This window comes from Ruegeria sp. G10 (genome assembly GCF_056533645.1).
In genome coordinates, this window is record NZ_JBQFOQ010000006.1 from 129,940 (window position 1) to 155,860 (window position 25,921).

Consider the following 25,921-nt stretch of genomic DNA (forward strand, 5'->3'; position numbering starts at 1 on the left):
ACACTGAAATGGGCCGTTCGGGGAACCGGACGGCCCTTTGATCTATGAACCGGAGGAAGCATGATGCCGTCCATCACCCCAATCTACGCTGCAGTGTTGGCGATGCTATATATTGCCCTCAGCTTTATGGTGATCAACCAGCGCCGCAGCGGCAAGATTTCTTACGGGGATGGGGGCAATGCTGACATGCTAAAGGCGATCCGCACCCATTCCAACTTTGTGGAATACACGCCATTCGCCCTGTTGCTTATCCTTATGGTCGAGATGCAGGGCGCAACTGGCCTGACATTGCACCTACTGGGGCTGGCTCTGCTGGCAGGACGCCTGCTTCATGCCTATGGCTTTGGTCGCAGTCCACAGATCGTGATTCTGCGTCAGATCGGCATGGTCCTGACGTTCACCGCGATCCTGATCGCCGCGATGGCGAATCTCGTGCTGGCCCTGTAGCCGCACGCTCAACCCATGAGGCTCTGCGTGTTGACCAATGCTGCGGCCGAGGGGGCTGGTCGTCCCTCTGCCAATTCATCTTCGGTCTTGGCACAGAACACCGTGGTCAGCACAATCAGCACCGCCAGAACCGCCACCTTAATATCTGCAATATGTGCCATTTCGTTCGTCTTGCCCTTCGTTTCGCCGAAACCCATGGGTGTTTAACGGCTCTGCGCCGACATTCCGTCGAAAGATTTTTGCGGGTTTTTGTGTTTTTCCGCTTGCAGCCTCGTGTGGGACTTTATACATCCCTCCTCACTCAACGGCGCGGGCGTAGCTCAGGGGTAGAGCATAACCTTGCCAAGGTTAGGGTCGGGCGTTCGAATCGCCTCGCCCGCTCCATTGAGAGGTCTTTGGACCGAAATAGTATCTGATGCGGGCGTAGCTCAGGGGTAGAGCATAACCTTGCCAAGGTTAGGGTCGGGCGTTCGAATCGCCTCGCCCGCTCCAGGTACCAACCTTTCCCGAACATGCTGGTTCTTTTGCCGAGCTTGCGCCATGCTGGTGGCAACGCAGTATTTAAGGCAACCCGCATGTCAGATTATGTCATTCGCCCCCTCACCGCCCCCGAAGTTCAGCATGCTGTCGATTGGGCGGGGCGCGAGGGGTGGAATCCGGGTTTCCACGATGCGGAGTGCTTTCGACCGACGGACCCCGATGGGTTTCTGGGCGGATTTCTGGATGGCGAGATGGTCGCCTCGGTCTCGGCGGTGAATTATGACGACGCATTCTCATTTCTGGGGTTCTACATCGTCAGACCCGAGTTTCGCGGCTCGGGGCATGGTCTTGAGATCGCCCAGCACGCGCTGGCCCATTGCACCGGTCGGAACATGGGGCTGGATGGGGTGGTCGAGCAGCAGGACAATTATCGCAAATCCGGTTTCACCTTTGCCTATAACAACTATCGCTTTGGCGGAACCAAGCACGGCATTTTGGCGGCACTTGGCGCTCAACCCGTGGCGCAGGTTGCGGTCCTGAACCACCTTTCAGACGATCTGGCCACCTATGACCGGCAATTGTTCCCTGCCCCGCGCAATGTGTTTCTGCGCGACTGGCTGAGCGCGCCTAGCCATACCTCGCGCGTATTTGCCGAAAACGGCGAGATCAAAGGATACGTCACGCTGCGCCCATGCCAAAGCGGGTATAAGATCGGGCCGCTATTTGCCGACACTGCCGAGATTGCGCAGGCTCTGCTGGTGTCGGTCCTTGCCGATATTCCTGACGAAAACGCACTGCTGGACGTTTTCATCGACATGCCGCAACCCAACGCCGCCGCCTTTGCGCTGGCGGATGCGCTAGGGCTTGAGAAGGTATTTGAAACCGCGCGGATGTATTCGGATCATCAGCCGGATATCGATCTGAACCGGATCTTTGGCGTCACCACGTTTGAGCTGGGCTAGAACGCTTTGAACGTGATCGTGGTCAGCGAACGTTCGATATTGGGAATCACCAGCAGGTTTTCGTTGATGAAGTGGCCCACATCCTCGGACGCCGGGATATAGAGCTTCAACAGCAGATCATATTCGCCGCTGGTAGAGTAGAGTTCCGAGTGGATTTCGCGCAGCGCGATGTCTTCGGCCACTTGATAGGTGGTGCCGGGTTTGCAACGGATTTGGATGAAAACGCAGGTGGACATGGGCCAGGCCTTGTTGGTTCGTGTTGTCCGCAGGCTGGCACGGGGCGCGTCCGGGCGCAATCCCCTGCAACAGTTTGCGGCGAAGGCTGAAAGCGGTCTGGATAGGCCGCCCGTCCGCGTCTATAAGCGCCCCTGTAGCAAAAGGAATTCGCCCATGCGCAGCGCAAAGATCAGCCGCCAGACCGCCGAGACCGAGATCTCGGTCGAGGTCAATCTTGACGGCACCGGCCAGTATGACAACCAGACCGGCGTCGGGTTCTTTGACCACATGCTGGACCAGCTGGCGCGCCATTCGCTGATCGACATGACGATCCGCGCCAAGGGCGATTACCACATCGACGACCACCATACGGTCGAGGATACCGGAATCGCGCTGGGTCAGGCCTTGACGCAGGCCTTGGGCGACAAAAAGGGTATCCGGCGTTATGGCGAGTGTCACCTGCCGATGGATGACGCACAGGTGCGTTGTGCGCTGGACCTGTCTGGGCGTCCGTTCCTGATCTGGAACGTGGACCTGCCGACCCAGAAGATTGGAACATTCGACACCGAACTGGTGCGCGAGTTTTTTCAGGCGCTCAGCACCCATGGAGGCATAACGCTGCATATCGATCAGCTGCACGGGTTCAACAGCCACCACATCGCCGAGGCCGCATTCAAGGCCGTCGCCCGCGCGTTGCGCGATGCGGTCGAAACCGACCCGCGTAAGGCGGATGCGATTCCGTCGACCAAGGGCGCGCTGTAAGCGCAACCCGAAAAGTGGGCACCGGTTTTCGGACAAGTTGCGCGCAGAAAGGACTCAGATGCTGACTGCCATCATTGATTACGAGAGCGGCAACTTGCACTCGGCAGAGAAGGCGTTTCAGCGCATGGCGCGCGAGGTGGATGCGGGTGAGGTCGTTGTGACCTCGGACGCGGATGTTGTGGCGCGGGCCGACCGTCTGGTGCTGCCCGGCGACGGGGCCTTTCCCGCCTGCGCCGCCGAGCTTCGGGGCCACAAAGGCATCTATGATGCGATGGTTGAGGTGGTCGAACAAAAAGGCCGCCCGTTTCTGGGCATCTGTGTCGGGATGCAGCTGATGGCCTCGAAGGGCCACGAATACACCGCAACCGATGGTCTGGGATGGATTACTGGCGATGTTGTCCGGATTGAGCCCTCAGACAGCACCTTGAAGGTGCCGCATATGGGCTGGAACGATCTGGTGCTGGAGAGCAGCCACCCGGTCTTTGATGGCGTGGCATCCGGAGATCACGCCTATTTCGTCCACTCCTATCACTTCCGCGTCACCGACCCGGCGCAGCGGCTGGCCTATGTGGATTATGGACAAGAGGTCACGGCCGTCGTTGGCCGCGACACGATGCTTGGATTGCAGTTTCACCCCGAGAAAAGCCAGGATGTGGGCCTGCGCATGATCGGAAACTTCCTGACCTGGACGCCCTGATGTTTACTGAACGCGTGTCCAGGTCTGCCCGCGACAAACTAGACCACCCGCAACACATCCTTTGACGGTCAGCTTGTTCTGCCCGTCCAGCGCCATTTTCGAGTTGTAGGTCTTGTCCCGGTCCGGCGCCCAGATCTTGCCATCGCCATAACTGCCATCGCCTTCGGGCACCATGTCCCAGATGATCTGCTTGCCGAGGTTTTCGTAGTTCAGTGACTGATTGCCCGCCGCATCGAACGCGCTGTCGATGGTTCCGCAAATCGCGCTGCCGCAGGGCTGGATCGAGACGTGAAGATAGTTCCCCTCATCCCCGGGCTCGGTCTTCCACAAACCGTCGACCGGATCGGCCAGAGCGACGGTGGACAGAACCGACAAGGACGCTGCTGCGATGAATGTGCGTTTCATGAATTTCTCCCTGTTTCGCGGCCAGTCTGACCCGGCCATTGCTATCGGGCAAGAATGACCCCGCGTCGCGTTGCATCCCCCGCCCCGCCTGTGCGATATCCCGCGCGGATAACTGACATATAGGGCCGCCTGACATGATCCTCTACCCCGCTATCGACCTGAAAGACGGCAATGCCGTGCGCCTGCTTCGTGGTGAGATGGACCAGGCCACGGTCTTCAACGAAGACCCCGCCGCACAGGCCCGCGCCTTCGTCGACGCGGGCTGCGAATGGCTGCATCTGGTCGACCTGAACGGCGCCTTCGCAGGAGAGCCGGTCAACGCCGCCCCGGTCGAGGCGATCCTGAAAGCCTGCAACGTACCCGCACAATTGGGCGGCGGCATCCGCGACATGGCCACGATCGAGACCTGGATCGAGAAAGGTCTGGCGCGCGTGATACTGGGCACCGTCGCCGTCGAGAACCCCGATCTGGTACGCGAGGCTGCCAAAGCCTTCCCCGGCAAGGTTGCGGTGGGAATCGACGCCCGCAACGGCATGGTCGCCACCAAGGGCTGGGCCGAAGAGACCAACGTGCAGGTTACCGATCTGGCCCGCAGCTTCGAGGACGCAGGCGTCGCTGCGATCATCTACACAGATATCAACCGCGACGGCGCGATGCAGGGGCCGAATATCGAGGCTACGGCGGCACTTGCGCAGGCGGTCTCAATCCCGGTGATCGCATCGGGCGGCGTCAGTTCGCTGGACGACCTGATCGCCTTGCGCGATTGCGGGGTTGAACTGAACGGCGCAATCTCGGGTCGCGCGCTCTATGATGGCGCGATTGACCTTGCTGAGGCCATTCGCGCCCTGAGCTGAGTTACTGTGCGGCAGCGGCGGTCAGTTTCGCCAAAGCGCCGCGCATTTTCTCTATGACCGGGGAATTTTCGACATCGTCGAAGTCATCCATCGTCTCTTTCGGGTCCTCATAGATCAACCAGACCTGCCCGTCGGCGTCCTGATAGGCCTGCACCTTCAGCGGCAGGAACAGCCCCGCACGCGGGTCAATCTGCATGGCTGGCGTGCCCAGCGCGGGGTTGCCAAAGATCAGAACCTGATTGGGCGGGATCGGCGTGCCGACCTTTTCGGCCCCAGCCGCATGATCGATGCGGGCAAAAACGGTGGCGCCAGCGTTGCCCACGGCAGCCTCAAGCGCGTCCAGCGCCTCGGCCACGGATTTGTCGGTTTTTACGGTGATGATGTCGTCTGCCATGGCGGACAGGGTGCCTCCGAAAGTAAGAAGTGAAGCCAGCAAAAGATGTCGCATAGTTATATTCCCTTTGGTGAATTTCATCTCTAATTTCCACAGCTTCGCGCCATATCACAATCACAAGTCTGGCATCGGCAGGGCTTTGCCGGTAGAGGTGCCCTCAACAAAGGACGCCGCATGCTGAAAACCCGCATTATTCCTTGTCTTGATGTTGCCGATGGCCGCGTGGTCAAGGGCGTGAATTTCGTTGGCCTGCGCGACGCGGGTGATCCGGTGGAATCGGCCAAGGCCTATGATGCCGCCGGTGCGGATGAGATCTGTTTTCTGGACATTCACGCCACGCATGAGAATCGCGGCACCATGTTCGATGTGGTCCAGCGTACAGCCGAGCAGTGTTTCGTGCCTCTGACCGTGGGCGGCGGCGTGCGGACCAAGGATGATGTACGCGCGCTGCTGCTGGCAGGCGCAGACAAGGTCAGCTTTAACTCGGCCGCCGTCGCCAATCCGGATGTTATCGCCGAGGCGGCAGACCAGTTCGGCAGCCAGTGCATCGTCTGCGCCATCGACGCCAAAACCGTAAGCCCGGGAAAGTGGGAGATTTTCACCCATGGCGGGCGCAAACCAACAGGTATCGATGCCGTTGAATTCGCCAGAACAGTTGTCGCCAAGGGTGCAGGGGAAATCCTGCTGACCTCGATGGACCGGGATGGGACCAAGGCGGGCTTCAACCTGCCTTTGACTCGCGCAATCAGCGATGCAGTGGACGTTCCGGTCATCGCCAGTGGTGGCGTTGGCAGTCTGGACCATCTGGTCGAGGGCGTGACCAAAGGCGGTGCCAGCGCCGTATTGGCCGCCTCGATCTTCCATTTCGGCGAATACACCATCCGCGAGGCCAAGGAGCACATGGCCGCCGCAGGCATTCCGATGAGGCTGACATGAGCATCCTGCACGATCTGGCCACCACGATCGAGGCCCGCAAAACCGCCGATCCCGACAGCAGCTGGACCGCAAAGCTGTTGGCCAAAGGCCCCGAGAAATGCGCTGAGAAATTCGGTGAAGAAGCCATCGAAGCCATCATCGAAGCGACCAAGGGTGACAGGGAAAACCTAACATCCGAGGCCGCGGATGTCCTCTATCACCTGCTTGTCATGCTGGCGGCAAGAGAGGTGCCGCTGGACGATGTTCTGGCCGAACTGTCCCGCCGTCAGGGCCTCAGCGGCATCGCCGAAAAGGCCGCCCGCCCCAAAAGCTGAGCCGACGGGTTCCGCGCAAAGCCCATGCCCGCTATACTCGGGGACGCGCTGTAGATGATTTAAAGGGCATGCGAATGATCAGAGCACTGATTTGTGCAACCGTCCTTTTCTTGCTCGCGGCCTGCAGTGCCCCACCCCAATCCTCTGGCGATCAGGTCCAGAGACTGGCAACCGAAATTCAAAGCCTCGACCCTGAGATCGACCCGGAAGAGGCGGCGCGGGCCGCGCATATTGCCTATGCCTATACGGCGCAGCTGGCGCGGGAATACGAGATCACTGACCCGCCGCTGATCCACAATGCCAAGGTTAACAAGGGCCTGCGCCCCCGCGGCCTATGCTGGCATTGGGCCGAAGATATTGAGCGGCGGCTGGATCAGGAAGGGTTCGAAACGCTGGAAATGCACCGGGCCATCGCAAATGCCGACAACCCGTTTCGCATCGATCACAGCACCGCCATCATCAGCCGCAAGGGCCAAAGCCTGTACGAGGGCATAGTGCTTGATCCATGGCGTCATGGCGGCGTGCTGTTCTGGTCACCGCTGGTCAAGGACACAAAATACGACTGGGTTCCGCGCGAAGTCGTCATGCGCAAACGAAGCGTTGAGCAGTACGGCGAGTTGAAGCCCTACACCGGCAACTGATCGTCACAGCTTGGACGAGATGATCCCGGTTGCAAACCCGCCCATCCGCAGCTCGCCGAATAAACGCTGGTATTCGATTTTGGGACAGCGGTTCATCACCACATCCACACCGCGCGCCTGCGCCTTGGCTGCCGCCTCGGCATGTTCGACGCCAATCTGCATCCAGATGGTGCGAAGATCCGGAAACGCCTCAAGGGCTTCGTCAACGATGGGCGGCACAGCCTCAGAGCGGCGGAAAATATCGACCATGTCGACCGGTTCGGAAATCTCGGACAGGGACGCCCGTACAGTCTGCCCAAACAACGGTTTACCCGCATGGCCGGGATTGACCGGTATCACCGTATACCCCTTCAAAGACAAATAGCGCGCAACATAATAGCTGGGCCGTACCGGGTCCATCGACACACCAACAACCGCAACCACTTTGGTGCGCCGCAGAATCTGGGTCAGAAAATCATCGCTATAATCCGCCATGCCAGCACCTTAGGCCTGTGCGCCTAAAGAAAAAAGCGCCCAGGTGATTAACCTGGGCGCAAGGTGTTGGAACGAGGGACAGTGAAATGACCCGCGGCAGTTCCATTCCGCGGTCACTGTGACATTTAAGCATGACTTCTTTAAAAAAAAGAGGGGGTGCGCATTTTTGTGATGACAGATCACGAAAAGCGGAACTTCGCCACTTTTCTAGTAGAGGACCTCGGGCCAGTGAACCTCGGCCCGGCGGATATTTTGCGCTACATTCTCGCGCCAAATCCGCTCAATCTCAGCTGAATGCGCAAGGTAAAGCTTGCCGTCCACGATCTGCCACGCCAGCGGGTCGGTGCTGCTCAGCTCTCCAGCCATCATCGCATAGGCGCAGTAGCCGCCGAATTGCGGGGCAAACGCGCGTGGGTTCTGTTCGAACCGGTCGCGGTTTTCCACGGATGCAAATTGCCAGCGAGTGCCCTTCCAGATCAAAGCGATCTTCGAGTCGCCTTGCACCGGCTCTTTGTCGCGAAAATACGAAACGGCATCATAACCGGATATCGCGACCCCATCATCGGCGTAGAACATCGCTTTTTCCTGCGCATGGGCAACAGGCGCGAGGGCAAAACAGGTCAGGCTGGAAAGAAAGAGGCGTCGGGACAGCATTGGTGATTCATCGGTTCAGATTTGAAGAGTCTAAAATGCCTGTTTAAGCCAGCCGCCGAAACCCATATGACGCCGATGTGATCAGATGCTAGTCAAATACATCCTCTATAACGTCCCACGCCTCGTCCAAAACGCGAGAGAACAGGCTTCTCTTCTTCTTTTTCTTGTATTTCGCAGGTTTTCGCCCTGGCTTATAGCTGGGCTTGGGACTTTCCGGCAGCTTGGCCTTTGGCACCATCTTCAAGTTATGCAGCGGCGCACCGCAGCTGGCGCAGCTTAGTTCGTGCTGCTGCTTGCCCCGCAGGACAAGCGCAGCGCGGGTGCCGCAGTAGCAGCAGGTGGCGATTTTATGCGAGGTGGAAATAAGAACCTCCTGTCATCTGGGCTGTGATGCATATAGGGCAATTGCGGCAGCATTTGAGACATTGAGCGAGCCAAAGCCCCCCGCCGCGTCAATCTTGACCAGTTGATCCACCGTCTCTTTGGTCTTTTGCCGCAGACCCGGCCCCTCTGCACCAAGTACCAGCGCGACGGGGCGGTCTTTTTTACCCTGCAGGGCGGTTTCGATGGTCTCGTCTGCCTCACCGTCCAGCCCCAGCACCAGAAATCCCATGGCCTGAAGCTCGACAATCGTATCGGCGAGATTGCGTAAGCGCAGGTAGGGTTGCCGCTCGAGCGCGCCACTGGCGGTTTTCGCCAGCGCCCCGGTTTCGGGGGCCGCGTGATGCCGGGTGCCGATCACCGCGCTTGCCCCAAGCACTTCGGCCGAGCGCAGAATCGCCCCGACATTATGCGGGTCTGTCACCCGGTCCAGCAGCAGCACGCGCGGGTTTTCCCGACCGATACAGTTTTCGGCCAGCCCGCCCCAATCCAACGGCTTGACCTCAAGCGCTGCGCCCTGATGGACCGAGCCGGGGTCGATCGGGGCCGTAAACTTGCGCGGGTCCGCCATCTCGGGCGTGATCCCAGAAAATTCAATGGCTTCCGTCAGCTTATCGCCGGCGTTCCGGGTCACAATCAGGCGCAACTTCTGCCGCTTGGGGTTCATCAAGGCATCCCGAACAGCGTGCAGACCGAACAGCCAGACGGTCTCGGACGCCGCAGCTTTGCGCGCCTGTTCCTTCTCGACGACCCACTTTGGTTTTTTCATGTGACGGGCCTCCGGGCCGGTAATTCGGTTTCCTGCGTCAAAGCGGTATTTTCCTGTTGACGCCCTTTAGACGCGCTAGTAATCACGCCTCCACGTCAGGTGCAACGCCTGACAGTGGGCGACAGGCCGCAAGGTGTGGCAGGGGACTGTAACTCCCTCGCGGAGACGCACGCCTGGTTCGATTCCAGGGTCGCCCACCATCTTCTTCCGACACAGGTTTTCGACATGCCAGACCCGATCTGCGCTATTCCGAAACCGGCGCGAAAGACAGCGACATCACGGTGCTCTCATCAAAGCGGTATGGGGCCGATAGAGTAACCTGACGCGTTTGATCAATATCCTTGGGTGCCTTTCCATCTGCCTCCCACACCCTCAGCGCGGGGCCAGGTGGCTGAGAGCGGAGGGCATCGTGGACCGGCCGACCGGGGGCAAGATAAGCCATGTTTCCTGCCACCCAGTTCTGAGCAATGATGGTTGTTCCTGCGGGGGTTTGCGCTAGAATTTGTGGTGTCAGAACCGCAAAAGGGGCGGCGCGCTTGGCATCCCCGGCGAGATTGTGATGCAGCATCGCTGCGGCGATCAGAGCCGCAAAACCCGCGCTCATCTGGGAAAAGCGCCGTATGCCAAGCTTTCCGGTTCGCGGCAGCACCCACAGCGCAAATACGGGGCCCGCAAAGATCAGAACGGGTTGAAGCCACCGATCCTTGATATTGGTGCTGCCACTGGCAACCACGATCACAACCATCAGAGCCAGCGACCAGACCAGGCTGCGCACCATAAAGCGTAACAGGTCATCCGAAACCGCTTGCACCCCCTGTTTGCGATACAGCAACCAAAGGGCTCCGAGCACCAGCAACAGCAAAGACACGAACCCAAGGGCAGCCGCAAACAGCTCGACAAGGCCTTGCGCCGCGATCAGCAGGGACAGCCCCTGATCCGTCATCTCGAACTTGCGGGCACTCGCAAACGCAAGGTCTGGATTGCCCAAAACCCAGAGCAGCGTTGGCATCATCAGCAAAACGGCAATCCCCAGCGACAACAAAAACCGAGCCGAAAGAAACGGCTTTCGCGTTGCCGGATCACAGAGCGCCGCAAGAAGCATCGCCAGAATTGCAATGGCATAGTTGTATTTCGACAATCCGCCCGCCGCCATTGTCACGCCCAGCAGAACATAGCCTCGGGTCGAAGGGGTGCGGATCAGGTGCCAGATCGCCGCAAAGCTGAGGACCGAGCAAAGATTGGCCAGCACGGTATGCGTCAGTGCCCGCTGTGATTCCCAGCTGATCTGGTAGAACATCAGCAAGGATAGCACCGCCACCCCCGCCATGAGGGGTGTCTGCCGGGTGCGCATGGTCAGGTACAGCGTACAAACGGTGGCAAGCAATATTCCGTTTTTCAACACCGACAGGCCCAAAAGGCCCGGCCCCGTGATCTGAAACACCACCCATTGCAGCCACGCATAAAGCGGCAACTGCGGGCCGTACCCCCAGGCCAACTGCCTTGCATCCAGAAAAACCTCGGCCTCATCCAAGCCAAGCGCCCCGCCGCTGGCAAGCCTCAGGACGACATGAACCGCGAAGTAAGCTGCAAAGAGCAACAACCAGAACCGATCACTGTCCAGCAGGTCTTGCCCGCGGCGGCGAGCAGTAGATTGTAAGTTACAATGGCCCACCCCGGACTGGGTCATAACGCGCCCCGGCTTTTCGGCGGGTCCGAAACGTCGCTGGACCGCCAAGTGCTTCGCTATAAGCAGCTAGCACCGAAGCGGTGGCCTAAGTCCAGTTGTTTTCACCTTCATTGCAACGCGCTGGCGCGCCATGGTTCCAAACCATGCAGGTCGGCACTCAGGCTGTGCGTTGTGCGCTGCTTTTCGCAGCACTGTCGATCCAATCGGTCAGGCTGCCGAGGTCGGGTTCAAGCGCGTCAGCCATACCGCCCGCGAACTCTTGGAAGCGTTCGATGTTCAGTTGATTCAGGCCAACCAATACGGGAATCCCACGCTCGAGCGCGTCGGCGATGAGCGGGCGGAAACCCCGGCCGTCGGCCTCGTGCTTGCCGAACTTGTTGATGATCAGCAGGTGCGGGCCGTCGTCCAGCGATTGCGTGACCAGTCCTACTGCGCGCTCCAGCTCACCCGTGTCCAGTCGGCAGCCGCGCGCATTCTTGCCCAGCGATTGCGAGATGCGAATGGTCTCGCCCGTTGGCAGCACCTTAAGGTCCATGTCGCATTTATAGCCTTCGGCGCATTCGGTATTGGTTTGCACCACGCCGGCCAGCGGAGTGCCCGCATCGGTCAGAGCCTCGGCAAAAGCGCTAAGCAGACGGTCGGTTGCGCCGCGATCGGTGGTTGTGACATAGGCCAAGTGCATTTTGGGACCTCAGTTCTTCGGTTACGACGTTTCAGATAGCACGGGTTTGCTGGTTCGACCACTCTGCCCGCCTATGGCAGCGGGGACAGTCCGATCACAGCTTCGTGCAGGGACAGGAGAGCCGCCCAGACGGCGATGGTTGCAAGCCAGACCCAGAGCCTTGGCCAAGGACGCGGCGGGCGCAGGGACAGGCGCGCGGTGTTGCGGGACAGGCGATGCCATTCTGACCCCATCTGCCGCGCGGTGCGGCGGTCGATCAGGGCCATGCCCATCGCGGCGAACCCTGCGAAGAGGCCAAACAGGATGACATGCGACAGGCTGCCATTGGCCAGAAGATGCGCGACGGCCCACAGCATCAGTGCCACAAGGATCGGATGACGGGTGGTACGCAGGATGCCGGGTTTGTCAGGATCGAAAGGGCGGTTCCCCAGCCCGCCGAAGGAAAACGGGTTCTGGATCGACAGGCCCGCAATCGCCAGCCAACACACGATGGGCATGATCAGCATCGGAAGCCAGCGGAAGATTGTGAACGGTGGAATGACCTCGACGTAGGGCGCGTTGGCGGCGGCGATGATCAGCCAGCCCAGTACGGCCAGCGAGACCAGCGAATAGGTGGCGAAATAGCCAACACGGCCCAACGTGCCGACCAGCCAGCCGCGCACCGCCGGGCGGGCCGGGATCATGTGGCTCAGCAGGAACGTGGCGAGTGCTGCGAGGAATAGGCCCCAGCCGGTCATGGATATCTCCGAACGTGTTGCGCACGGTTTAGGCCTGTGGCTCGTTGCCGTCTTTGTCCGAAATCAAGTGGCGGGCGGGGCGGTCGCGCCGCCCCCTGCCCTTTGCTACAGGCCCAGCGCTTTGCGGCGTTCCTCCGCAAACCCCTGCACCATACGGTCGGCGATCAGCGCGAGGATGGCCATGGCCGCCCCGGCCGAGATGCCAAGCCCCACATCCGCCTGACCCAGCGCCAGATAGATCGACTGGCCCAGACCAGTCGTGCCGATCAGCGCGGCGATCACCAGCATCGCAAAAGCGTATAGGATCGTCTGGTTCAGCCCCAGCAGGATGGTCGGCGCGGCATAGGGCGCGCGGACGTCGCGCATGATCTGCCACTCGGTCGCGCCGCTGGAGATTGCAGCCTCCATCATCTCATCCGGCGTGTTAGCCAGCCCATGCCGCGTGTAGCGGATCATCGGGACAATGGCGTAAGCGCAGATGGCGAGGAAGGCCGAGAACTCTCCGATCTGAAAGACCATCAGTACCGGGATCAGGAACACGAACAGCGGGATGGTCTGCAGCATGTCGCAGATCGGGCGCACGATGGTCCAGACCGGTTTCCAGACCGCGCTGGCCAGACCGATCAGCCCGCCGACCACAGCGCAGGAAAACACCGCCGCACCGCTGAGGTAGAGCGACAGCAACGCACGCTCCCACAGACCCGAGACAAGAATGGTGCAGAGCAGACCCACCGACAGCGCGGCCAGCCGCCAGCCGCCCGCAACCCAGCCCAGCGCAGCAGCGCCGGTCAGGACGAAGGGCCATGGCAGATTGGCAATACCTGTTTCCAGAATTCCGATCAGGATCAGAACGATCAGCCCTCCGGTCAGATGCCCGCGCCATGCCATCAGCAGCGCGATTGCGGCAGCAGCGGCAAAGAGGCCGTAGCTCATGGTGGGCGTCCATGCGAAGCCCCAAGTGAAGGGCAGCACCGCCTGATCCAGCCCGATCCGCAGCGGTAGCAGCACATAGAACAGCGAGTTGTTCTTGAGAGCATCCAGCCACGGCCCGTTGGCCTGCGTGAAGGCGGTCAGGCCACTGTCGATGGCCTCGGCCATCGGGTCCATAACCGTCAGTTCGGACGGGTTGGGCAGCCATGCCCAGAAGGCGGCGGTGAACAGCACGGCAAAGCCTAGCATCGCCCAAACGACACGTTGGTCATAGCGTTTGCGCTCGGTCGCCAGTGTGCCGCTCATCCGGTCGATCACCACGGCAAACACCACGATGACCAGACCAGCCATCAGGGATTCGCCGAACTGCGCCTTGCGCATGGTCAGCAGGACCTCCCAGCCGATGTCATTGAAGCCTCCGATAACGGCGGCGATGATCACCATGGACAAGGCTGCCATCAGGCACTGGTTCACACCGACCATGATCTGCGTCGTGGCGGCGGGAAGCTCGACCTGGAATAGCTGCTGAAACCGAGTGCCGCCGGACATGATAGCGGCCTCTTTGATCTCGGGCTCCACCCGTTCCAGCCCCAGCATCACGTTGCGCGCCATGGGCGGGGCGGCATAGATGGCCGAGGCGATCAGTCCGACCACCGGGCCAAAGCCAAAGAGCAGCAACAGCGGCGTCAGATAGGCGAAGGTCGGCACCGTTTGCATGATATCCAGCACGGCCTGCACGAACGCTTTCACCCTTGGCACTTCGTTGGCGAGAATGCCAATCGCGCCGCCCATGATCAGCGCCACGGGCACAGACACGGCGACAAGGGCCAGCGTGTTCATGCTTTCGGCCCAATAGCCCGAGGCCAGCACAAAGCTGAGCCCCAGAAAGCCCAACGCCGCCATCGGCAGCCCGCCCAGATACCAGCCCAGCGCGGTGACAATGCCGATCAGGATCGGCCATGGTGTGCTGCCCAGCACATAGTTGGCGGCGTTCATCGGATAGGTCATCAGATCCGAAAACAGCCGCACCGCCGGTTTGATGCCGTTCAGGAACCAGTCGAGAAACGATCCGACCCATTGGGTGGCGGGCAGTTCCCATGCGGCGGGCCATTTGACCAGCCACGGGGCCACGCCTTCCAGCGCGAGACATACCGCGCCAACGATCACGGTGATCAGCGCCGCCTGCGCACCGGCGGTCAGGCGCGCCTGCTGCGCAGGGATATCCAGCGCCGTCATGCCTCGTCCACCTGCAACGCAGCCGCCAGATCAGAGGGATGCACAGTACCGACAACTTTGCCCTCGGCATCCCGAACCGGCACGGGTTCGTACAATTCCATGCAATGCGCCAATGCCGCGTCCAACGTCATCGAGGTCGTCAGACCGGGATCATCCGGTCCGCATTCGGCCTCATCCCGCATGACCGAGGCGACCTTCGCGTGCTGGCCTTTGGCCACGTCTTTCGAGAATTCGCGCACATAATCGTCCACTGGGCGCAGCACGATATCTGTGGGCGTGCCGATCTGGACGATCTTTCCGTCACGCATGATGGCGATGCGGTCGGCGAGTTTCAGGGCTTCTTGAATGTCATGAGTGATGAAGACGATGGATTTCTTCAGCGTCGCCTGAATGCGCAGGAATTCATCCTGTAACTGACGGCGGATCAGGGGGTCGAGCGCGCTGAACGGCTCGTCCAGAAACCAGATGTCCGGGTTCACGGCAAGGCTGCGGGCGATCCCGACGCGTTGCCGCTGGCCGCCCGAAAGCTGCCGGGGGAAGCTGTCTTCGCGCCCCTCAAGTCCGACCAGAGAAATGACTTCCTGCGCCCGCGCCAGACGCTCCTTTTTGCCGATACCCTGCACGCGCAGCGGATAGGCCACGTTCTCAGCCACGGTCATATGCGGGAAAAGGCCAAAATGCTGGAACACCATGCCCAGCTTTTTGCGCCGCAGATCGGTCAGCACCTTCTTGGACGCGCCCATGACATTCTCGCCATCCACACGAATCTCGCCACCCGTGCCGGGCAGCAGTTGCGAGATGCAGCGGATCAGCGTCGACTTGCCCGAGCCGGACAGGCCCATGATGACGAACAACTCGCCTTCCTGCACCTCGAAATTGGCGTCCTGAACGGCGGGGATGAATCCACCTTCACGCAGATTGGTGGCGGCTTTGTCGGCGTCATTCCCTGACCGAGACAGCGCGTCGGTCAGGGCCTTTTCTGCGCCGGGGCCAAACACCTGCCAGAGATTCCGGCAGGCGATGGCTGGCGTGTTTGCGTCAGTCACTGATGTCAGCTCACTGGGTTGCCGCGTCAACAACGGGGCGCCATTTGCCCTCGTTCTCGGCCATCCAAGCGGCGACGACTTCCTCGACCGAGCCGCCGTCGACATCGATCGCGCCCATCATCGGCTGCTGGTCTTCGACCGACAGCTGGTAGTTCGACAGGATCTCATAAGCGGCGGGCCATTTGTCGGCCATACCGCTCCAACCGGCTTTGAAGATGCGCGAGGGCGAGAAGTCACAATCGTTGACCGCGTTCGGGTTCGGGCCCCAGGCCGGATCGTTGAAACATGCCTCTTCGCCAGCGGGCAGGTCGACAAACTGCACATCATAGGCGGACATCGCCCAATGCGGTTGCCAGAAGGTGATCAGCAATGGCGACTTGCGCTCGGTCGAGGCGCGGAGTTCGGCGATCAGCGCGCCCTCGGACCCAGCGGGAACCGCTTTGAACGGCAGTTCAAGACCAGTCATGCGATCTGCGCCCGGGGTGCCCCAATCGGCGGGATAATCAACCAGACGACCTCCGGGCAGGGTTTCTGCGGTGGCAAAGACCTGCGCGCAGTCTTTCAGCGCTTCCCAAGCGGGCAGGCCCGGGCACAGCTCGGCCACGTGCGCCGGGTAGGCAATGCCTTCCTTGGCGTCGAGGCCCAGATCGCCGATCTCGACTACGGTGCCTTCGTCGATCTTCTTGGCATATTCATCGGACACGTTGGACGACCAGATTTCCAGCGTTGCATCAATGTCGCCATCAGCCAGCGCCTGGAACTGGTTCATCATCCCGGCGGTGATGTATTCGACGTTGTAGCCGGCGGCCTTCAGCATCTCACCTGCCACATGTGTGGTCACATGCTGACCGGTCCATTCGTTGATCGCCAGTTTGATCGGCTCGTCCACCGCGCCCATCTCGGCGGCATGGGCCGATCCGGCGACGGCGATGGCCAGAAGGCTTACGCTTAGCTTTTTCATGATTTTACTCCCTGTTTTGTTCTGTTGCCCCTGCGCGAACCCGATGGCCCGGGCGGGGAAATCCGTGGTGACTGCACCTGTCGCAACATGCACAAATTCGACCGGAAAGTGAAAGGGAACCGTGACCCCTGCCGAAACTTTCCGCGCCGGTTCTGGTTCTGCCCTCCCTTAGGGCCGTATTTGCAGCTTGTTATCCGCTCCTGGTATCGTTCATACGCTAGGTTAGGGATATTGATTGACTAGTCAATTATAAAACACACCACGGCGCAGCAACGTCACGTTCGCCCTTGCCAGACCGGCCCCAACCAGCCCAACCTTGCACAACGGAGGGATCAGGCGATGCATCACTTTGACGACATCTTTGCCATGGCCGCCAAACGACACGGCGGCCCTGATGCGCTGGAGGCCAAGCTAGAGCGACCCAAACCAGTCGCCGAGCTGGCCGAGATGCCCGAGGATCGGTGGCTGTCGACCATCACCAAAACCGTGTTTCAGGCCGGGTTCAACTGGAAGATCATCGAGGCGAAATGGGACGGATTCGAGACCGCGTTCGACGGGTTCGACGTCGGGCGCTGCGCCTTCATGGATGATGAGAAGTTCGATGCCCTGCTGCAGGACACACGCATCGTGCGCAACGGCACCAAGATTGCTGCCGTGCGCGACAACGCCGCCTTTCTGCTGGAGCTGCGCGAAGAAGGCGGCGCGGGGCAGGTTCTGGGCGGCTGGCCCTCGACCGATTTCATCGGCCTGCTGGCGATGCTGGGCAAGCGCGGGTCGCGGCTGGGCGGGGCGTCGGCGCAATATGCGATGCGCTTTGCGGGGCGGGACAGTTTCATCCTGTCACGCGACGTGACCGCGCGGCTGATCGCCGAAGGGGTGATCGACAAGGCCGCGACCTCGAAAAAGGCGATGACGGCGGTTCAGGGCGCGTTCAATACGTGGATGGATCAGTCCGGGCGCTCGTTGACGGAAATCAGCCGGGTTCTGGCGATGAGCCTCTGAAAACGGGTTGCAGAGCGCAGCGGGCGCTTTAGATTTTGCGATATGGTCCGACCTCTGCTGATTTTGATCCTGCTGTTCTTTGCATCCTGCGGTCGCCCCCTGACCGAGCATGAACGCGCCTTTGCAACAAGGCTGCACGGCGATACTTTGAACCTTGATCGCGTGCGTCTGGTCGAGGGTGCTCCGGTTGCGGCGATCACCTATACGCGCAAAGCCCGGCCCCGTCTGGCCTGCCGCGAGCGGATTTTGCCACCGGTGAAAGAGGAAACGGTGACCGGCAAACCCGCCGGTGTGGCTCTGTTCAACCGGGTTTATTTCACCAAGGACTGGTATCTGGACGACTACATGGCGCAGTACCCCGAGCGGGTGAATCTGATCGCCGCCATGCTGCTGGCGCATGAACTGACCCATGTCTGGCAGTGGCAGAACCGCGAGACGACAGGCTACCACCCTCTGCGCGCCGCAGCCGAGCACGGGCGCAGCGATGACCCGTATCTGTTCGACCTCAATACTTCGCCCAACTTCCTGTCCTATGGCTTTGAACAGCAGGGTGCCATTGTCGAGGAATATGTCTGCTGTCGCGCACTGGACCCGGATGCACCGCGCACCAAGCGCCTGCACGACATGCTGAGCGCCCATTTCGATGTCTCGGCCCTACCCGGCAGCCGGCGTGAAAGCGCCGTGCATCTACCATGGGCGGGGGCCAAGGTCGAAGGCATTTGCCGCTAAATCTCAGTCCTCTTGCAAGGTCTGCAGATAGGCGACCAGATCAGCGATGGGTTTACTTGTCAGGATCGGCTGTCCGGCGGGCGTTTTGATCGCCGTATCGTTTCCCTCAAAATAGGGTCCATAAACCGGCATCGGACTGCCGTGACTGACCAAGGGATCACGCCCGTCGATCCGTGCCACTACGCGGGCGGTTGGAAACACACCCTCTGCGTTGGCCAGCGTCTTGAGGTTCGAAGGCTGGATCACAAGCACTCCGGCCATGGGCCCGTGCCCGGTTGCGTCCAGCCCGTGGCAGGTGGCGCAATAATGCTGATAGAGCTCGGCCCCCATCTCGACGTCCTGCGCCAGCGCGGGCTGTGAAATTGCGGTGAGTGCGCTCAGCGACATAGCGCCAAGTATCCATCGTGTCATCGCTTTTCTCCCTTCTACCTTGCAATTCGAGACTTGCCCGGCACGCCTGCTGGCGCAATGATCCAGATCAACGAAACCGGCGCAGGGGTAGAAGGCCATGACACAATACGCAGCCATCATGCTGGCCGCCGGGATCGGTGTGCCCATCCTCGCCGCGCTGAACGCCGCGCTGGGTCGGCTGATCGGGTCGCCCAACGCGGCGGCGGTCATTCTGTTCGCCATCGCTTTTGTCGCCTCGGCCCTTGCGCTGTTGGTGCTGGGCGGAGGTGACGCGTTCGCAAAACTCGCTGAGGCCCCCAGGCATCTGCTGTTGGGCGGGGTTCTGATTGCGTTCTACGTCCTGTCTATCACCCATGTGGCCCCGCATTTCGGGGTCGGCAATGCCGTGTTCTTCGTGCTGTTGGGGCAGTTGATCAGCACGGCAGCGATTGACCATTTCGGCCTTTTCGGCGCGCAGGTCACGCCGCTGACGCTGATGCGCGCGGGCGGGATTGCGGTGATGGCGCTTGGCGTGGCGATCACGCAACTGGCCTGAGCACGCCCCCGTCCAGCCGCACCACCCGGTCCATGCGCGCCGCCAGATCGAGGTTGTGCGTGGCGATCAGCGCCGAGAGCCCCTCATCCCGCACCAGCGCCATCAGCGCGGCAAAGACCTGATCCGAGGTTTCGGGGTCCAGATTGCCCGTCGGCTCATCCGCCAGCAGAACACGCGGTCTGTTGGCAAGCGCCCGGCAAAAGGCAACGCGCTGCTGTTCACCGCCGGACAGAGCAGCCGGTCGATGACCTGAGCGCGCAGCGACGCCCACCCGATCAAGCAGCTGCATCGCGCGGTCCTGTGCGGCTTTCTCAGACGTGCCGTTCGCCAGTTGCGGCAGCACGATGTTCTCCAGCGCGGTGAACTCGGGCAGCAGGTGGTGGAACTGGTAAACAAAGCCGACATCCTGTCGCCGGATCGCCGTACGGGTGCGGTCACCTCTGTCGGTTGCACCCTGCCCCGCGATCTCGACCGTTCCCGTGTCGGGCGTATCCAGCAGACCCGCGATATGCAGCAGCGTGGATTTGCCCGCGCCCGAGGGGGCAACCAGCGCCACGGCCTCACCTGCGCGCAGCTCCAGATCGGCCCCGCGCAGCACCTGAACCTCGCCCGGGGTGCCCTGCAGGTAGGTCTTGGTCAGGCCGTCGAGCTTCAACGTTACATCACTCATAGCGCAGCGCCTCAACCGGGTTCAGCCGCGCCGCGCGGCGGGCTGGGAAATAGGTGACAAGGAAGGACAGACCCAGCGACAAAGCGATGGCCTTGAGGACGTCCGACAGGTGCAATTCGGCTGGCAGGGCATAGATACCGCGAATGGACGGGTCCCAAACGCCGCCGCCCATGACGTAGTTCACGAACGAGAAAATCGGGTCGATGTAGATCGCGAAGAGGCAGCCCAGAATGACGCCCATCGCCGTGCCGATGATGCCCGTGAAGGCCCCGCAGATGAAGAACACACGCAGCACCGACCCTTCGCTGAGGCCAATGGTCCGCAGGATACCGATATCGCGGCCTTTGTTCTTCACCAGCATGATCAGGCCGGAAACGATGTTCATCGCCGCGATCAGCACAAGGATCGACAGGATGATGAACATCACGTTGTCCTCGACCTCCAACGCGCGCAGGAAGCCGCCCGAGGCGTCCTGCCATGTCCAGATCTGGCTGCGCTCACCAGCGGCTTCGAGGATTGGGATCAGGATCGGTGACAGATCCTCGGGGCGGGCGACCATCACTTCGATTTCGTCAGCCACGCCTTCGCGGTTGAAGAAGCTCTGCGCCTCAGCGAACGGCATGTAGACGCGGGTGCGGTCGATGTCATAGCGCCCAGCGGAAAAGACATAGACCACCTCATAAGCATTCACGCGCGGCGACGTCCCGAAGGCGGTCTTGACCCCGTTGGGCGAGGTCAGCTTGACCCTATCCCCCACCGTCGCCCCGATGGACCGCGCAACGCCCGAGCCGATGGCGATGCCATCCGCGAACCGCGACAGTTCGCCATAGGCCTGCTCGCTTTCTGCAATACCCGGCAGGTCGGCCAAATCATCGGGGCGGATGCCGAACACCTGCACCCCGGCGCTGCGGTCGGCATTGGTGATCAGGACCTGCCCCTTGACCAGCGGCGCGGCACGCTCGACCCCCGGCACCTGCGCGATCCGGTCCGCCATGCCGTCGAAATCGGCGATGGTGCGATCCAGCCGTCCTTGCGCGTTGACCTCTCCGGCTGAGAACACGGTGACATGGGCGTTCGCACCCAGAATGGTGCCCACGAATTCCGACCGGAACCCGGACCGAACGGCCAGCGTCGCGATCAGCGCAAACACTGCCAGCGTGATCCCGATCAACGAGATCCATGTCATCACGCTTACACCACCCTCGGCGCGGCGCGCGCGCAGATAGCGCCAGGCGATTTTCCATTCGAATGGAGCAAAGGGCGGGGGTGAACTGGCCATGGTGCCTCGGGGCTATCGGTTTGGCGCGACCCTCTCGGCATTTCGCCCGAGGGTCAAGCCGGTTCTCGCCCAACATGCACGCGTCGGCAAATGAACGGCGCGCAGGTCCGCCGTACACGGAACGCGCGCCGAATCGACCAAGGGCACTCTGTCATCACGTGAATATGCACCGTGAGAACACCACCATCGGTTGTGACCCTCTTCACAGACAAAGGCTTATTGTTTCAGCTATGAAGTCAATGTGAAGCGTTAGCGGCTCAACTGAGTCACAATCGCAACATTGGATGCGCAATATTATGTCGCAAATTGATTAATGCAGGAAACATTGTACCCTTATTTCGGGGGACACATTTTTAAGAGTGAAGAGCGGAGGTACGCTCAATGGGTATTCAAGAACACATGGAAGGATCGGGCCCTATTTTGGCCCGTCAGGCATCTACGGAACTGGATTGTGAAAGTGCTGCATTGTTGCGGGCAGCGATCCGGCCGTTGTTCAGCAGCGCAGTCAGCTGGGCCAGTCTCGCCGACATTCTGAGAGAGAAGGGCTATCATCTGGCCTTCCGTCAGGGGCGCCTGTGCATCAGCGACCATACGACCGGAAAACGCATCTGCGGATTGCGCTTTCTCGGCTTTGAATTGCGCGATCTGGTTCGGCGCATGGGACGCCCCATCGTCGTCGCACGTGGCAGCGACGCGGACGGGGACATCGTGACTGCGCGCCCGACGTCCTGATCTTTTGACGTCAGGCCTGCATCGACCGGATCAGGCGATGCCCTCATAGATTTCAGCGACTTTAGTCACCGCGGCCTCTGGGCTGAGTTCTTCGCTTTCGCCAGTTCGGCGACAGGTCAGTTCGACCACACCGTTCTTCAAACCACGCGGGCCGACAGTGATCCGCCACGGCAGGCCGATCAGGTCCATGGTGGCGAACTTGCCCCCTGCCCGTTCGTTGCGATCGTCATACAGCGGTTCCAGCCCCAGCGCAGTCAGCGCGCCGTAGAGCTTGTCACAAGCCGCATCCGCTTCTTCATCGCCCTGCTTCAAGTTGACGATTCCACAGTGGAACGGCGTCACGCCTTCGGGCCAGATGATGCCCTTGTCATCGTGGCTGGCTTCGATGATCGCACCAATCAGGCGGCTGACGCCAATACCGTGGCTGCCCATATGCACCGGAACCGGCTTGCCATCGGGTCCTTGGACCGTTGCGCCCAGAGGTTCGGAATACTTGGTGCCGAAATAGAAAATCTGCCCCACTTCGATCCCGCGCGCGACGCGGCGGCGTTCCTCAGGGATCTGGTTGAACAGCGCCTCGTCATGAGTCTCATCAGTACGAGCGTATTTCGAGGTGAACTCTTCGAGGATCGCCTGACATTGCGCGCGGTCATCATAGTCGATCTGACGGTCTCCAAAGGTCAGGTCGGTGACAGCGCTGTCATAGAAAACTTCGGACTCGCCCGTATCAGCCAGAACCAGGAATTCATGCGTGTCATCGCCACCGATGGGCCCGGAATCCGCGCGCATCGGGATGGCCTGCAGGCCCATGCGCTCATACGTGCGCAGGTAGCTGACCAGATGGCGGTTGTAGGAATGCAGCGCGTCCTCTTTGGTCAGGTCGAAATTGTAGCCGTCCTTCATATAGAATTCGCGCCCCCGCATCACGCCGAAACGCGGGCGGATTTCGTCGCGGAACTTCCACTGGATCTGGTAGAGCGTCAGCGGCAGGTCTTTGTAGCTGCTGACATGACCCCGGAAGATATCGGTCACCAGTTCCTCGGCCGTGGGCGTATAGAGCATGTCGCGGTCATGCCGGTCTTTCATCCGCAGCATTTCCTGACCGTAATCATCATACCGCCCGGATTCGCGCCACAAATCCGCCGATTGCAGGATCGGCATCTGGATCGCGATGTGCCCTGCCTTGGCCTGCTCCTCATGCACGATGTTTTCCAGCTTGCGCAGCACTTTGAAGCCCAGCGGCAGCCAAGAATAGATGCCCGCAGCCGCCTGCTTGATCATCCCGGCGCGCAGCATCAGCCGGTGGCTGACGATCTGAGCCTCGGAGGGGTTTTCCTTGAGAACGGGCAGAAAGTAACGGCTAAGGCGCATGGTTTAACCTTCAAAGGTGAATTTGGACGTCGAAAGGTGATTATGCCAAAGCCCCGCCGGGGGCAATCATGCTTTGGCGTTTTTGCGACGGCTGGCACGTCGCAATTTTTGTTGACCAGTCAGTCAGGAAAATAAAATGTGTCGGAAACTTAGAAACCTGAGGCGTCGATGCAAACTATATCCGAACCCGCCCGGCAAATCCCGGTTGTTCACCAAACCGATATTCTGGTCGTGGGCTCCGGCCCTGCCGGACTCGCTGCTGCGTTGGCCGCCGCCCGCGCAGGGGCCGAGGTGACGATCATGGACCGTTTCGGCTGCATGGGCGGCAACATCACCGCCGTAGGCGTCGAAGGCTTTGCCTGGTACCGCCACGAACAGACCGTCGAAGCTGGCGGCATCGGCATGGAGTTTGAGACCCGCGCCAAGGAAATGGGTGCCGCGGTGCCCGAAAGCCAATCGCTCAGCTATGAACTGGACAGCGAAGGGTTCAAGCTGGTCGCCGATCGTCTGATCGAAGAGGCTGGTGTGCATCCCATGCTGCACCGGCAATTCGTCGCTCCGATTATGGAAGGGGATCGGATCACCGGCGTCATTACCGAATCCAAGGCCGGGCGCGAGGCGATTTTGGCCCGCGTCGTGATCGACGCCACCGGCGATGCCGATGTGGCCCATCGCGCGGGCGCGCCGACGCATAAGACTGCGCCGGAGAAGATGATGGCGGCCTCGGTCATGTTTCATCTGGCCGGTGTCGACAAGCGCGCCTTTATGGAGGGCGTCAAAGCTGATCCGCAAACCTACAAAGATTGGGGCGGCGGGGGCGAGTGGAATATCGAAACTTCCGGCAAAGAGGACGATATGTTCTCGCCCTTCGTGCACAAGCCGTTCCAGCAGGCCATTGATCAGGGCCTGATCCCGCCGCATCTGAACACCATCGCGGGCACTTGGGGGGCGATGCACGATACCGGAGAGCTGACCTACATGAACCTGATCCATCTGGATCAGATCGACGGCACCGACCCCGACAGCATGACGCGCGGCGAGATCGAAGGGCGTCGTCAGTCCATGTTGGCAATTGAGGCCCTGCGGCGCTTCATGCCCGGGTGCGAAAACGCCCGTCTGCGCAATTTCGGCATGACCATCGGCATCCGCGACACGCGCAAGATCGACGCCGTTTACAATATGACCGAGGATGACGCTCGCCATCAGGGCCGGTTCGAGGATACGATCGGCATCTACCCCGAATTCATCGACGGCTATGGCATCCTGATCCTGCCGACGACGGGGCGGTATATGCAGATTCCATACCGCTCGATGCTGCCCAAAGGAATAAGGGGCCTGTTGGTCGCGGGCCGCTCGCACGGGGCGGATCGGGTGGCTCACGCGGCGACGCGCAACATGGCCTGCTGCGCAGTCATGGGTCAGGGGGCGGGCATCGCTGCTGCCGTATCGCTGCAAAGTAATCAGGAGGTTGACCGCATGAACCTAGCACCGGTGCATCGGGAACTTGAACGCCAAGGGGTCAGGATCGCCTGATGCAGCACATCCCGACCATCGACATCTCGCCGCTGGCCGATCCCGCTGGCGCATCCTATGACCAGACCGTCCGACAGGTCATGGAGGCCTGCACCGGCATCGGGTTTCTGTCGATCACCGGTACCGGCATATCTCCGCAGACTGTAGATCAGGTCCGGCAGGTCGTCCGCGCGATCTTCGACGTCGATGAGGCGCGCAAATGGGATCAAGCGATCACCCGCGAGAATTATCGTGGCTATATCCCGATGGGGTTTTTCTCGCCCAATGATGGCTCGGGCACGGCGGATAAATACGAAGGCTACAAACTGCACCATGAGGTGCCCGAGGATGCGCCGATCCAGCAGGATTGCGCACTCTATGGCCCGAACCTCTGGCCCGCCGAGGTGCCGCAGGCCCGCGATATCATCCTTGATTATTGGCAACAACTGGACGGGGTCGCCGATCTGTTGCTGGGCGCGCTTGAGGCCGGATTGGGCCTGACGCCGCGCACGCTGCGCGATGCGTTCCGCGACCCGATGACCAACATGACTTTGCTGCACTACCCTCCGCAGGCCCCGGATGAGGGCGGCTATGGCATCCACCCGCATAAGGACACAGACGCGCTGACCATCATCGCCCCCGACCCGGTGGGAGGGCTTGAGGTGCAAACGCGCGACGGCGGCTGGATCACGCCCGACTGCCCGCCGGGAGGCTTCGTCGTCAATATCGGCGACATGCTGGAGCTTTGGTCCGGCGGGCGGTTGAAATCGACACCGCATCGCGTGGTCAATCGCTCGGGGCGCGAGCGCTATTCCTTCCCCTATTTCGCTGTGCCCCGCCATGATGTGGTGGTCGCGCCCTTGCTGCTTGCCCTGCCCGGTTTTGACCGGCCCGCAGTGCATTGCGGCCATTGGTCGGCCGAGATCTGGCGCACCAACTGGCCTGATGAGGCGGCCACCAAGGACACGCCCGAACTGGGCACCTTGACCGACTGAGACGCAAAAACCGTGCCCCA

The 25,921-nt window shown here is 60.8% G+C and carries 31 protein-coding genes and 3 tRNA genes; 17 read left to right on the forward strand and 17 right to left on the reverse strand.

The genetic code is table 11. The features are described 5' to 3' along the window. The first annotated feature begins 60 nt into the window (after window positions 1–60). Entirely contained in the window at window positions 61–447 is a 387-nt protein-coding gene (locus ACR0KM_RS12160; protein WP_480822717.1) for an MAPEG family protein, read from the forward strand. Window positions 448–455: 8 nt separating this feature from the next. Here the strand turns inward: ACR0KM_RS12160 and ACR0KM_RS12165 are convergent, their stop codons facing one another. Then, the gene (locus ACR0KM_RS12165; protein ID WP_480822719.1) at window positions 456–608 is read right to left on the reverse strand and encodes a hypothetical protein; all 153 of its coding nucleotides are present in this window, start codon (window positions 606–608) and stop codon (window positions 456–458) included. Between the two features lie 148 nt (window positions 609–756). Between ACR0KM_RS12165 and ACR0KM_RS12170 the strand changes: the two genes are divergently transcribed. The 3 genes from ACR0KM_RS12170 to ACR0KM_RS12180 all read left to right on the forward strand — a co-directional run bounded on the left by ACR0KM_RS12170 (window position 757) and on the right by ACR0KM_RS12180 (window position 1,889). Continuing rightward, window positions 757–831, forward strand: a tRNA-Gly gene (locus ACR0KM_RS12170). 33 nt (window positions 832–864) lie between these two features. Next, a tRNA-Gly gene (locus ACR0KM_RS12175) sits at window positions 865–939 on the forward strand. A gap of 83 nt (window positions 940–1,022) precedes the next feature. Then, the gene (locus tag ACR0KM_RS12180) at window positions 1,023–1,889 is read left to right on the forward strand and encodes a GNAT family N-acetyltransferase (protein WP_480859921.1); all 867 of its coding nucleotides are present in this window, start codon (window positions 1,023–1,025) and stop codon (window positions 1,887–1,889) included. On the opposite strand, the gene ACR0KM_RS12185 is transcribed toward ACR0KM_RS12180, so the two are convergent. Beyond that, complete coding sequence (locus ACR0KM_RS12185) at window positions 1,886–2,125, reverse strand: Lrp/AsnC family transcriptional regulator (protein ID WP_480822723.1); 240 nt, start codon at window positions 2,123–2,125, stop codon at window positions 1,886–1,888. The genes ACR0KM_RS12180 and ACR0KM_RS12185 overlap by 4 nt on opposite strands. A 154-nt stretch (window positions 2,126–2,279) precedes the next feature. On the opposite strand from ACR0KM_RS12185, the gene hisB reads away from it, so the two are divergent. Continuing rightward, window positions 2,280–2,867 (forward strand): imidazoleglycerol-phosphate dehydratase HisB, encoded by a 588-nt coding sequence (hisB, locus tag ACR0KM_RS12190; RefSeq protein ID WP_353008264.1) that lies wholly within the window; start codon window positions 2,280–2,282, stop codon window positions 2,865–2,867. A gap of 58 nt (window positions 2,868–2,925) precedes the next feature. Further along, complete coding sequence (hisH, locus tag ACR0KM_RS12195) at window positions 2,926–3,564, forward strand: imidazole glycerol phosphate synthase subunit HisH (RefSeq protein WP_480859923.1); 639 nt, start codon at window positions 2,926–2,928, stop codon at window positions 3,562–3,564. Between the two features lie 3 nt (window positions 3,565–3,567). On the opposite strand, the gene ACR0KM_RS12200 is transcribed toward hisH, so the two are convergent. Beyond that, window positions 3,568–3,969 carry a DUF2147 domain-containing protein gene (locus tag ACR0KM_RS12200; protein ID WP_480822728.1) on the reverse strand — a complete coding sequence of 134 codons (402 nt, stop codon included), beginning with the start codon at window positions 3,967–3,969 and terminating at the stop codon, window positions 3,568–3,570. Between the two features lie 134 nt (window positions 3,970–4,103). Between ACR0KM_RS12200 and hisA the strand changes: the two genes are divergently transcribed. Then, entirely contained in the window at window positions 4,104–4,823 is a 720-nt protein-coding gene (gene hisA / locus ACR0KM_RS12205; RefSeq protein ID WP_480859925.1) for a 1-(5-phosphoribosyl)-5-[(5-phosphoribosylamino)methylideneamino]imidazole-4-carboxamide isomerase, read from the forward strand. Window position 4,824: 1 nt separating this feature from the next. On the opposite strand, the gene ACR0KM_RS12210 is transcribed toward hisA, so the two are convergent. Further along, window positions 4,825–5,217 (reverse strand): DUF302 domain-containing protein, encoded by a 393-nt coding sequence (locus ACR0KM_RS12210; RefSeq protein ID WP_480822730.1) that lies wholly within the window; start codon window positions 5,215–5,217, stop codon window positions 4,825–4,827. 174 nt (window positions 5,218–5,391) lie between these two features. Here ACR0KM_RS12210 and hisF point away from each other — a divergent pair, with 174 nt between their 5' ends. From hisF to ACR0KM_RS12225, 3 genes are all read left to right on the forward strand, one after another. Beyond that, window positions 5,392–6,153: an imidazole glycerol phosphate synthase subunit HisF gene (gene hisF / locus ACR0KM_RS12215; RefSeq protein ID WP_480859927.1), complete on the forward strand. Its 762-nt coding sequence runs from the start codon at window positions 5,392–5,394 to the stop codon at window positions 6,151–6,153. Further along, window positions 6,150–6,467 (forward strand): phosphoribosyl-ATP diphosphatase, encoded by a 318-nt coding sequence (locus tag ACR0KM_RS12220; RefSeq protein WP_480859928.1) that lies wholly within the window; start codon window positions 6,150–6,152, stop codon window positions 6,465–6,467. Before hisF ends, ACR0KM_RS12220 begins: the two co-directional genes overlap by 4 nt. A gap of 74 nt (window positions 6,468–6,541) precedes the next feature. Continuing rightward, on the forward strand, window positions 6,542–7,108 hold the full coding sequence (locus ACR0KM_RS12225) for a hypothetical protein (protein ID WP_480859931.1): 567 nt from the start codon (window positions 6,542–6,544) through the stop codon (window positions 7,106–7,108). Between the two features lie 3 nt (window positions 7,109–7,111). Here the strand turns inward: ACR0KM_RS12225 and ACR0KM_RS12230 are convergent, their stop codons facing one another. From ACR0KM_RS12230 to rlmB, 3 genes are all read right to left on the reverse strand, one after another. Beyond that, entirely contained in the window at window positions 7,112–7,582 is a 471-nt protein-coding gene (locus ACR0KM_RS12230; RefSeq protein WP_480822737.1) for a CoA-binding protein, read from the reverse strand. Window positions 7,583–7,789: 207 nt separating this feature from the next. Then, window positions 7,790–8,236: a YHS domain-containing (seleno)protein gene (locus ACR0KM_RS12235; RefSeq protein ID WP_480859933.1), complete on the reverse strand. Its 447-nt coding sequence runs from the start codon at window positions 8,234–8,236 to the stop codon at window positions 7,790–7,792. Between the two features lie 376 nt (window positions 8,237–8,612). Further along, window positions 8,613–9,386 (reverse strand): 23S rRNA (guanosine(2251)-2'-O)-methyltransferase RlmB, encoded by a 774-nt coding sequence (rlmB, locus tag ACR0KM_RS12240; protein WP_480859935.1) that lies wholly within the window; start codon window positions 9,384–9,386, stop codon window positions 8,613–8,615. 116 nt (window positions 9,387–9,502) lie between these two features. Here rlmB and ACR0KM_RS12245 point away from each other — a divergent pair. Further along, a tRNA-Tyr gene (locus ACR0KM_RS12245) sits at window positions 9,503–9,586 on the forward strand. Between the two features lie 44 nt (window positions 9,587–9,630). Here the strand turns inward: ACR0KM_RS12245 and ACR0KM_RS12250 are convergent. The 6 genes from ACR0KM_RS12250 to ACR0KM_RS12275 form a co-directional block, all read right to left on the reverse strand. Further along, a complete protein-coding gene (locus tag ACR0KM_RS12250) occupies window positions 9,631–11,073 on the reverse strand; it encodes an ArnT family glycosyltransferase (RefSeq protein WP_480859937.1) in 1,443 nt (480 codons plus the stop codon). 157 nt (window positions 11,074–11,230) lie between these two features. Then, a complete protein-coding gene (locus ACR0KM_RS12255) occupies window positions 11,231–11,755 on the reverse strand; it encodes a DUF2478 domain-containing protein (RefSeq protein ID WP_480859939.1) in 525 nt (174 codons plus the stop codon). 71 nt (window positions 11,756–11,826) lie between these two features. Next, entirely contained in the window at window positions 11,827–12,492 is a 666-nt protein-coding gene (locus tag ACR0KM_RS12260; protein ID WP_480859940.1) for an NnrU family protein, read from the reverse strand. A 105-nt stretch (window positions 12,493–12,597) separates the two neighbouring features. Next, the gene (locus tag ACR0KM_RS12265) at window positions 12,598–14,658 is read right to left on the reverse strand and encodes an ABC transporter permease (protein ID WP_480859944.1); all 2,061 of its coding nucleotides are present in this window, start codon (window positions 14,656–14,658) and stop codon (window positions 12,598–12,600) included. After that, entirely contained in the window at window positions 14,655–15,704 is a 1,050-nt protein-coding gene (locus ACR0KM_RS12270) for a quaternary amine ABC transporter ATP-binding protein (protein ID WP_480859945.1), read from the reverse strand. Before ACR0KM_RS12270 ends, ACR0KM_RS12265 begins: the two co-directional genes overlap by 4 nt. A gap of 10 nt (window positions 15,705–15,714) precedes the next feature. Beyond that, entirely contained in the window at window positions 15,715–16,665 is a 951-nt protein-coding gene (locus ACR0KM_RS12275) for an ABC transporter substrate-binding protein (protein WP_480859947.1), read from the reverse strand. Window positions 16,666–17,004: 339 nt separating this feature from the next. Between ACR0KM_RS12275 and ACR0KM_RS12280 the strand changes: the two genes are divergently transcribed. Both ACR0KM_RS12280 and ACR0KM_RS12285 read left to right on the forward strand, forming a co-directional pair. After that, window positions 17,005–17,667, forward strand: coding sequence for a DNA-3-methyladenine glycosylase I (locus ACR0KM_RS12280; RefSeq protein ID WP_480859949.1), 663 nt, complete (start codon window positions 17,005–17,007; stop codon window positions 17,665–17,667). A gap of 42 nt (window positions 17,668–17,709) precedes the next feature. Continuing rightward, window positions 17,710–18,396, forward strand: coding sequence for a hypothetical protein (locus tag ACR0KM_RS12285; RefSeq protein ID WP_480822757.1), 687 nt, complete (start codon window positions 17,710–17,712; stop codon window positions 18,394–18,396). Between the two features lie 3 nt (window positions 18,397–18,399). Here the strand turns inward: ACR0KM_RS12285 and ACR0KM_RS12290 are convergent, their stop codons facing one another. Next, complete coding sequence (locus ACR0KM_RS12290) at window positions 18,400–18,807, reverse strand: c-type cytochrome (RefSeq protein WP_480822759.1); 408 nt, start codon at window positions 18,805–18,807, stop codon at window positions 18,400–18,402. A gap of 97 nt (window positions 18,808–18,904) precedes the next feature. Here ACR0KM_RS12290 and ACR0KM_RS12295 point away from each other — a divergent pair, with 97 nt between their 5' ends. Next, entirely contained in the window at window positions 18,905–19,342 is a 438-nt protein-coding gene (locus ACR0KM_RS12295) for a DMT family transporter (protein WP_480822761.1), read from the forward strand. Here the strand turns inward: ACR0KM_RS12295 and ACR0KM_RS12300 are convergent. Then, the gene (locus tag ACR0KM_RS12300; RefSeq protein ID WP_480859951.1) at window positions 19,326–20,012 is read right to left on the reverse strand and encodes an ABC transporter ATP-binding protein; all 687 of its coding nucleotides are present in this window, start codon (window positions 20,010–20,012) and stop codon (window positions 19,326–19,328) included. The genes ACR0KM_RS12295 and ACR0KM_RS12300 overlap by 17 nt on opposite strands. After that, window positions 20,005–21,291 (reverse strand): lipoprotein-releasing ABC transporter permease subunit, encoded by a 1,287-nt coding sequence (locus ACR0KM_RS12305; protein ID WP_480859954.1) that lies wholly within the window; start codon window positions 21,289–21,291, stop codon window positions 20,005–20,007. The genes ACR0KM_RS12300 and ACR0KM_RS12305 overlap by 8 nt, the downstream gene beginning before the upstream one ends. 381 nt (window positions 21,292–21,672) lie before the next feature. Between ACR0KM_RS12305 and ACR0KM_RS12310 the strand changes: the two genes are divergently transcribed. Then, a complete protein-coding gene (locus ACR0KM_RS12310; RefSeq protein WP_480822767.1) occupies window positions 21,673–22,023 on the forward strand; it encodes a hypothetical protein in 351 nt (116 codons plus the stop codon). A 30-nt stretch (window positions 22,024–22,053) separates the two neighbouring features. Here ACR0KM_RS12310 and proS read toward each other — a convergent pair whose 3' ends face one another. Next, complete coding sequence (gene proS, locus ACR0KM_RS12315) at window positions 22,054–23,394, reverse strand: proline--tRNA ligase (protein ID WP_480822769.1); 1,341 nt, start codon at window positions 23,392–23,394, stop codon at window positions 22,054–22,056. 168 nt (window positions 23,395–23,562) lie between these two features. Here proS and ACR0KM_RS12320 point away from each other — a divergent pair, with 168 nt between their 5' ends. Together ACR0KM_RS12320 and ACR0KM_RS12325 are read left to right on the forward strand one after the other, a co-directional pair. Next, entirely contained in the window at window positions 23,563–24,927 is a 1,365-nt protein-coding gene (locus ACR0KM_RS12320) for an FAD-dependent oxidoreductase (RefSeq protein WP_480859955.1), read from the forward strand. Then, window positions 24,927–25,901 (forward strand): isopenicillin N synthase family dioxygenase, encoded by a 975-nt coding sequence (locus ACR0KM_RS12325; RefSeq protein ID WP_480859957.1) that lies wholly within the window; start codon window positions 24,927–24,929, stop codon window positions 25,899–25,901. The genes ACR0KM_RS12320 and ACR0KM_RS12325 overlap by 1 nt, the downstream gene beginning before the upstream one ends. Window positions 25,902–25,921 lie beyond the last annotated feature (20 nt).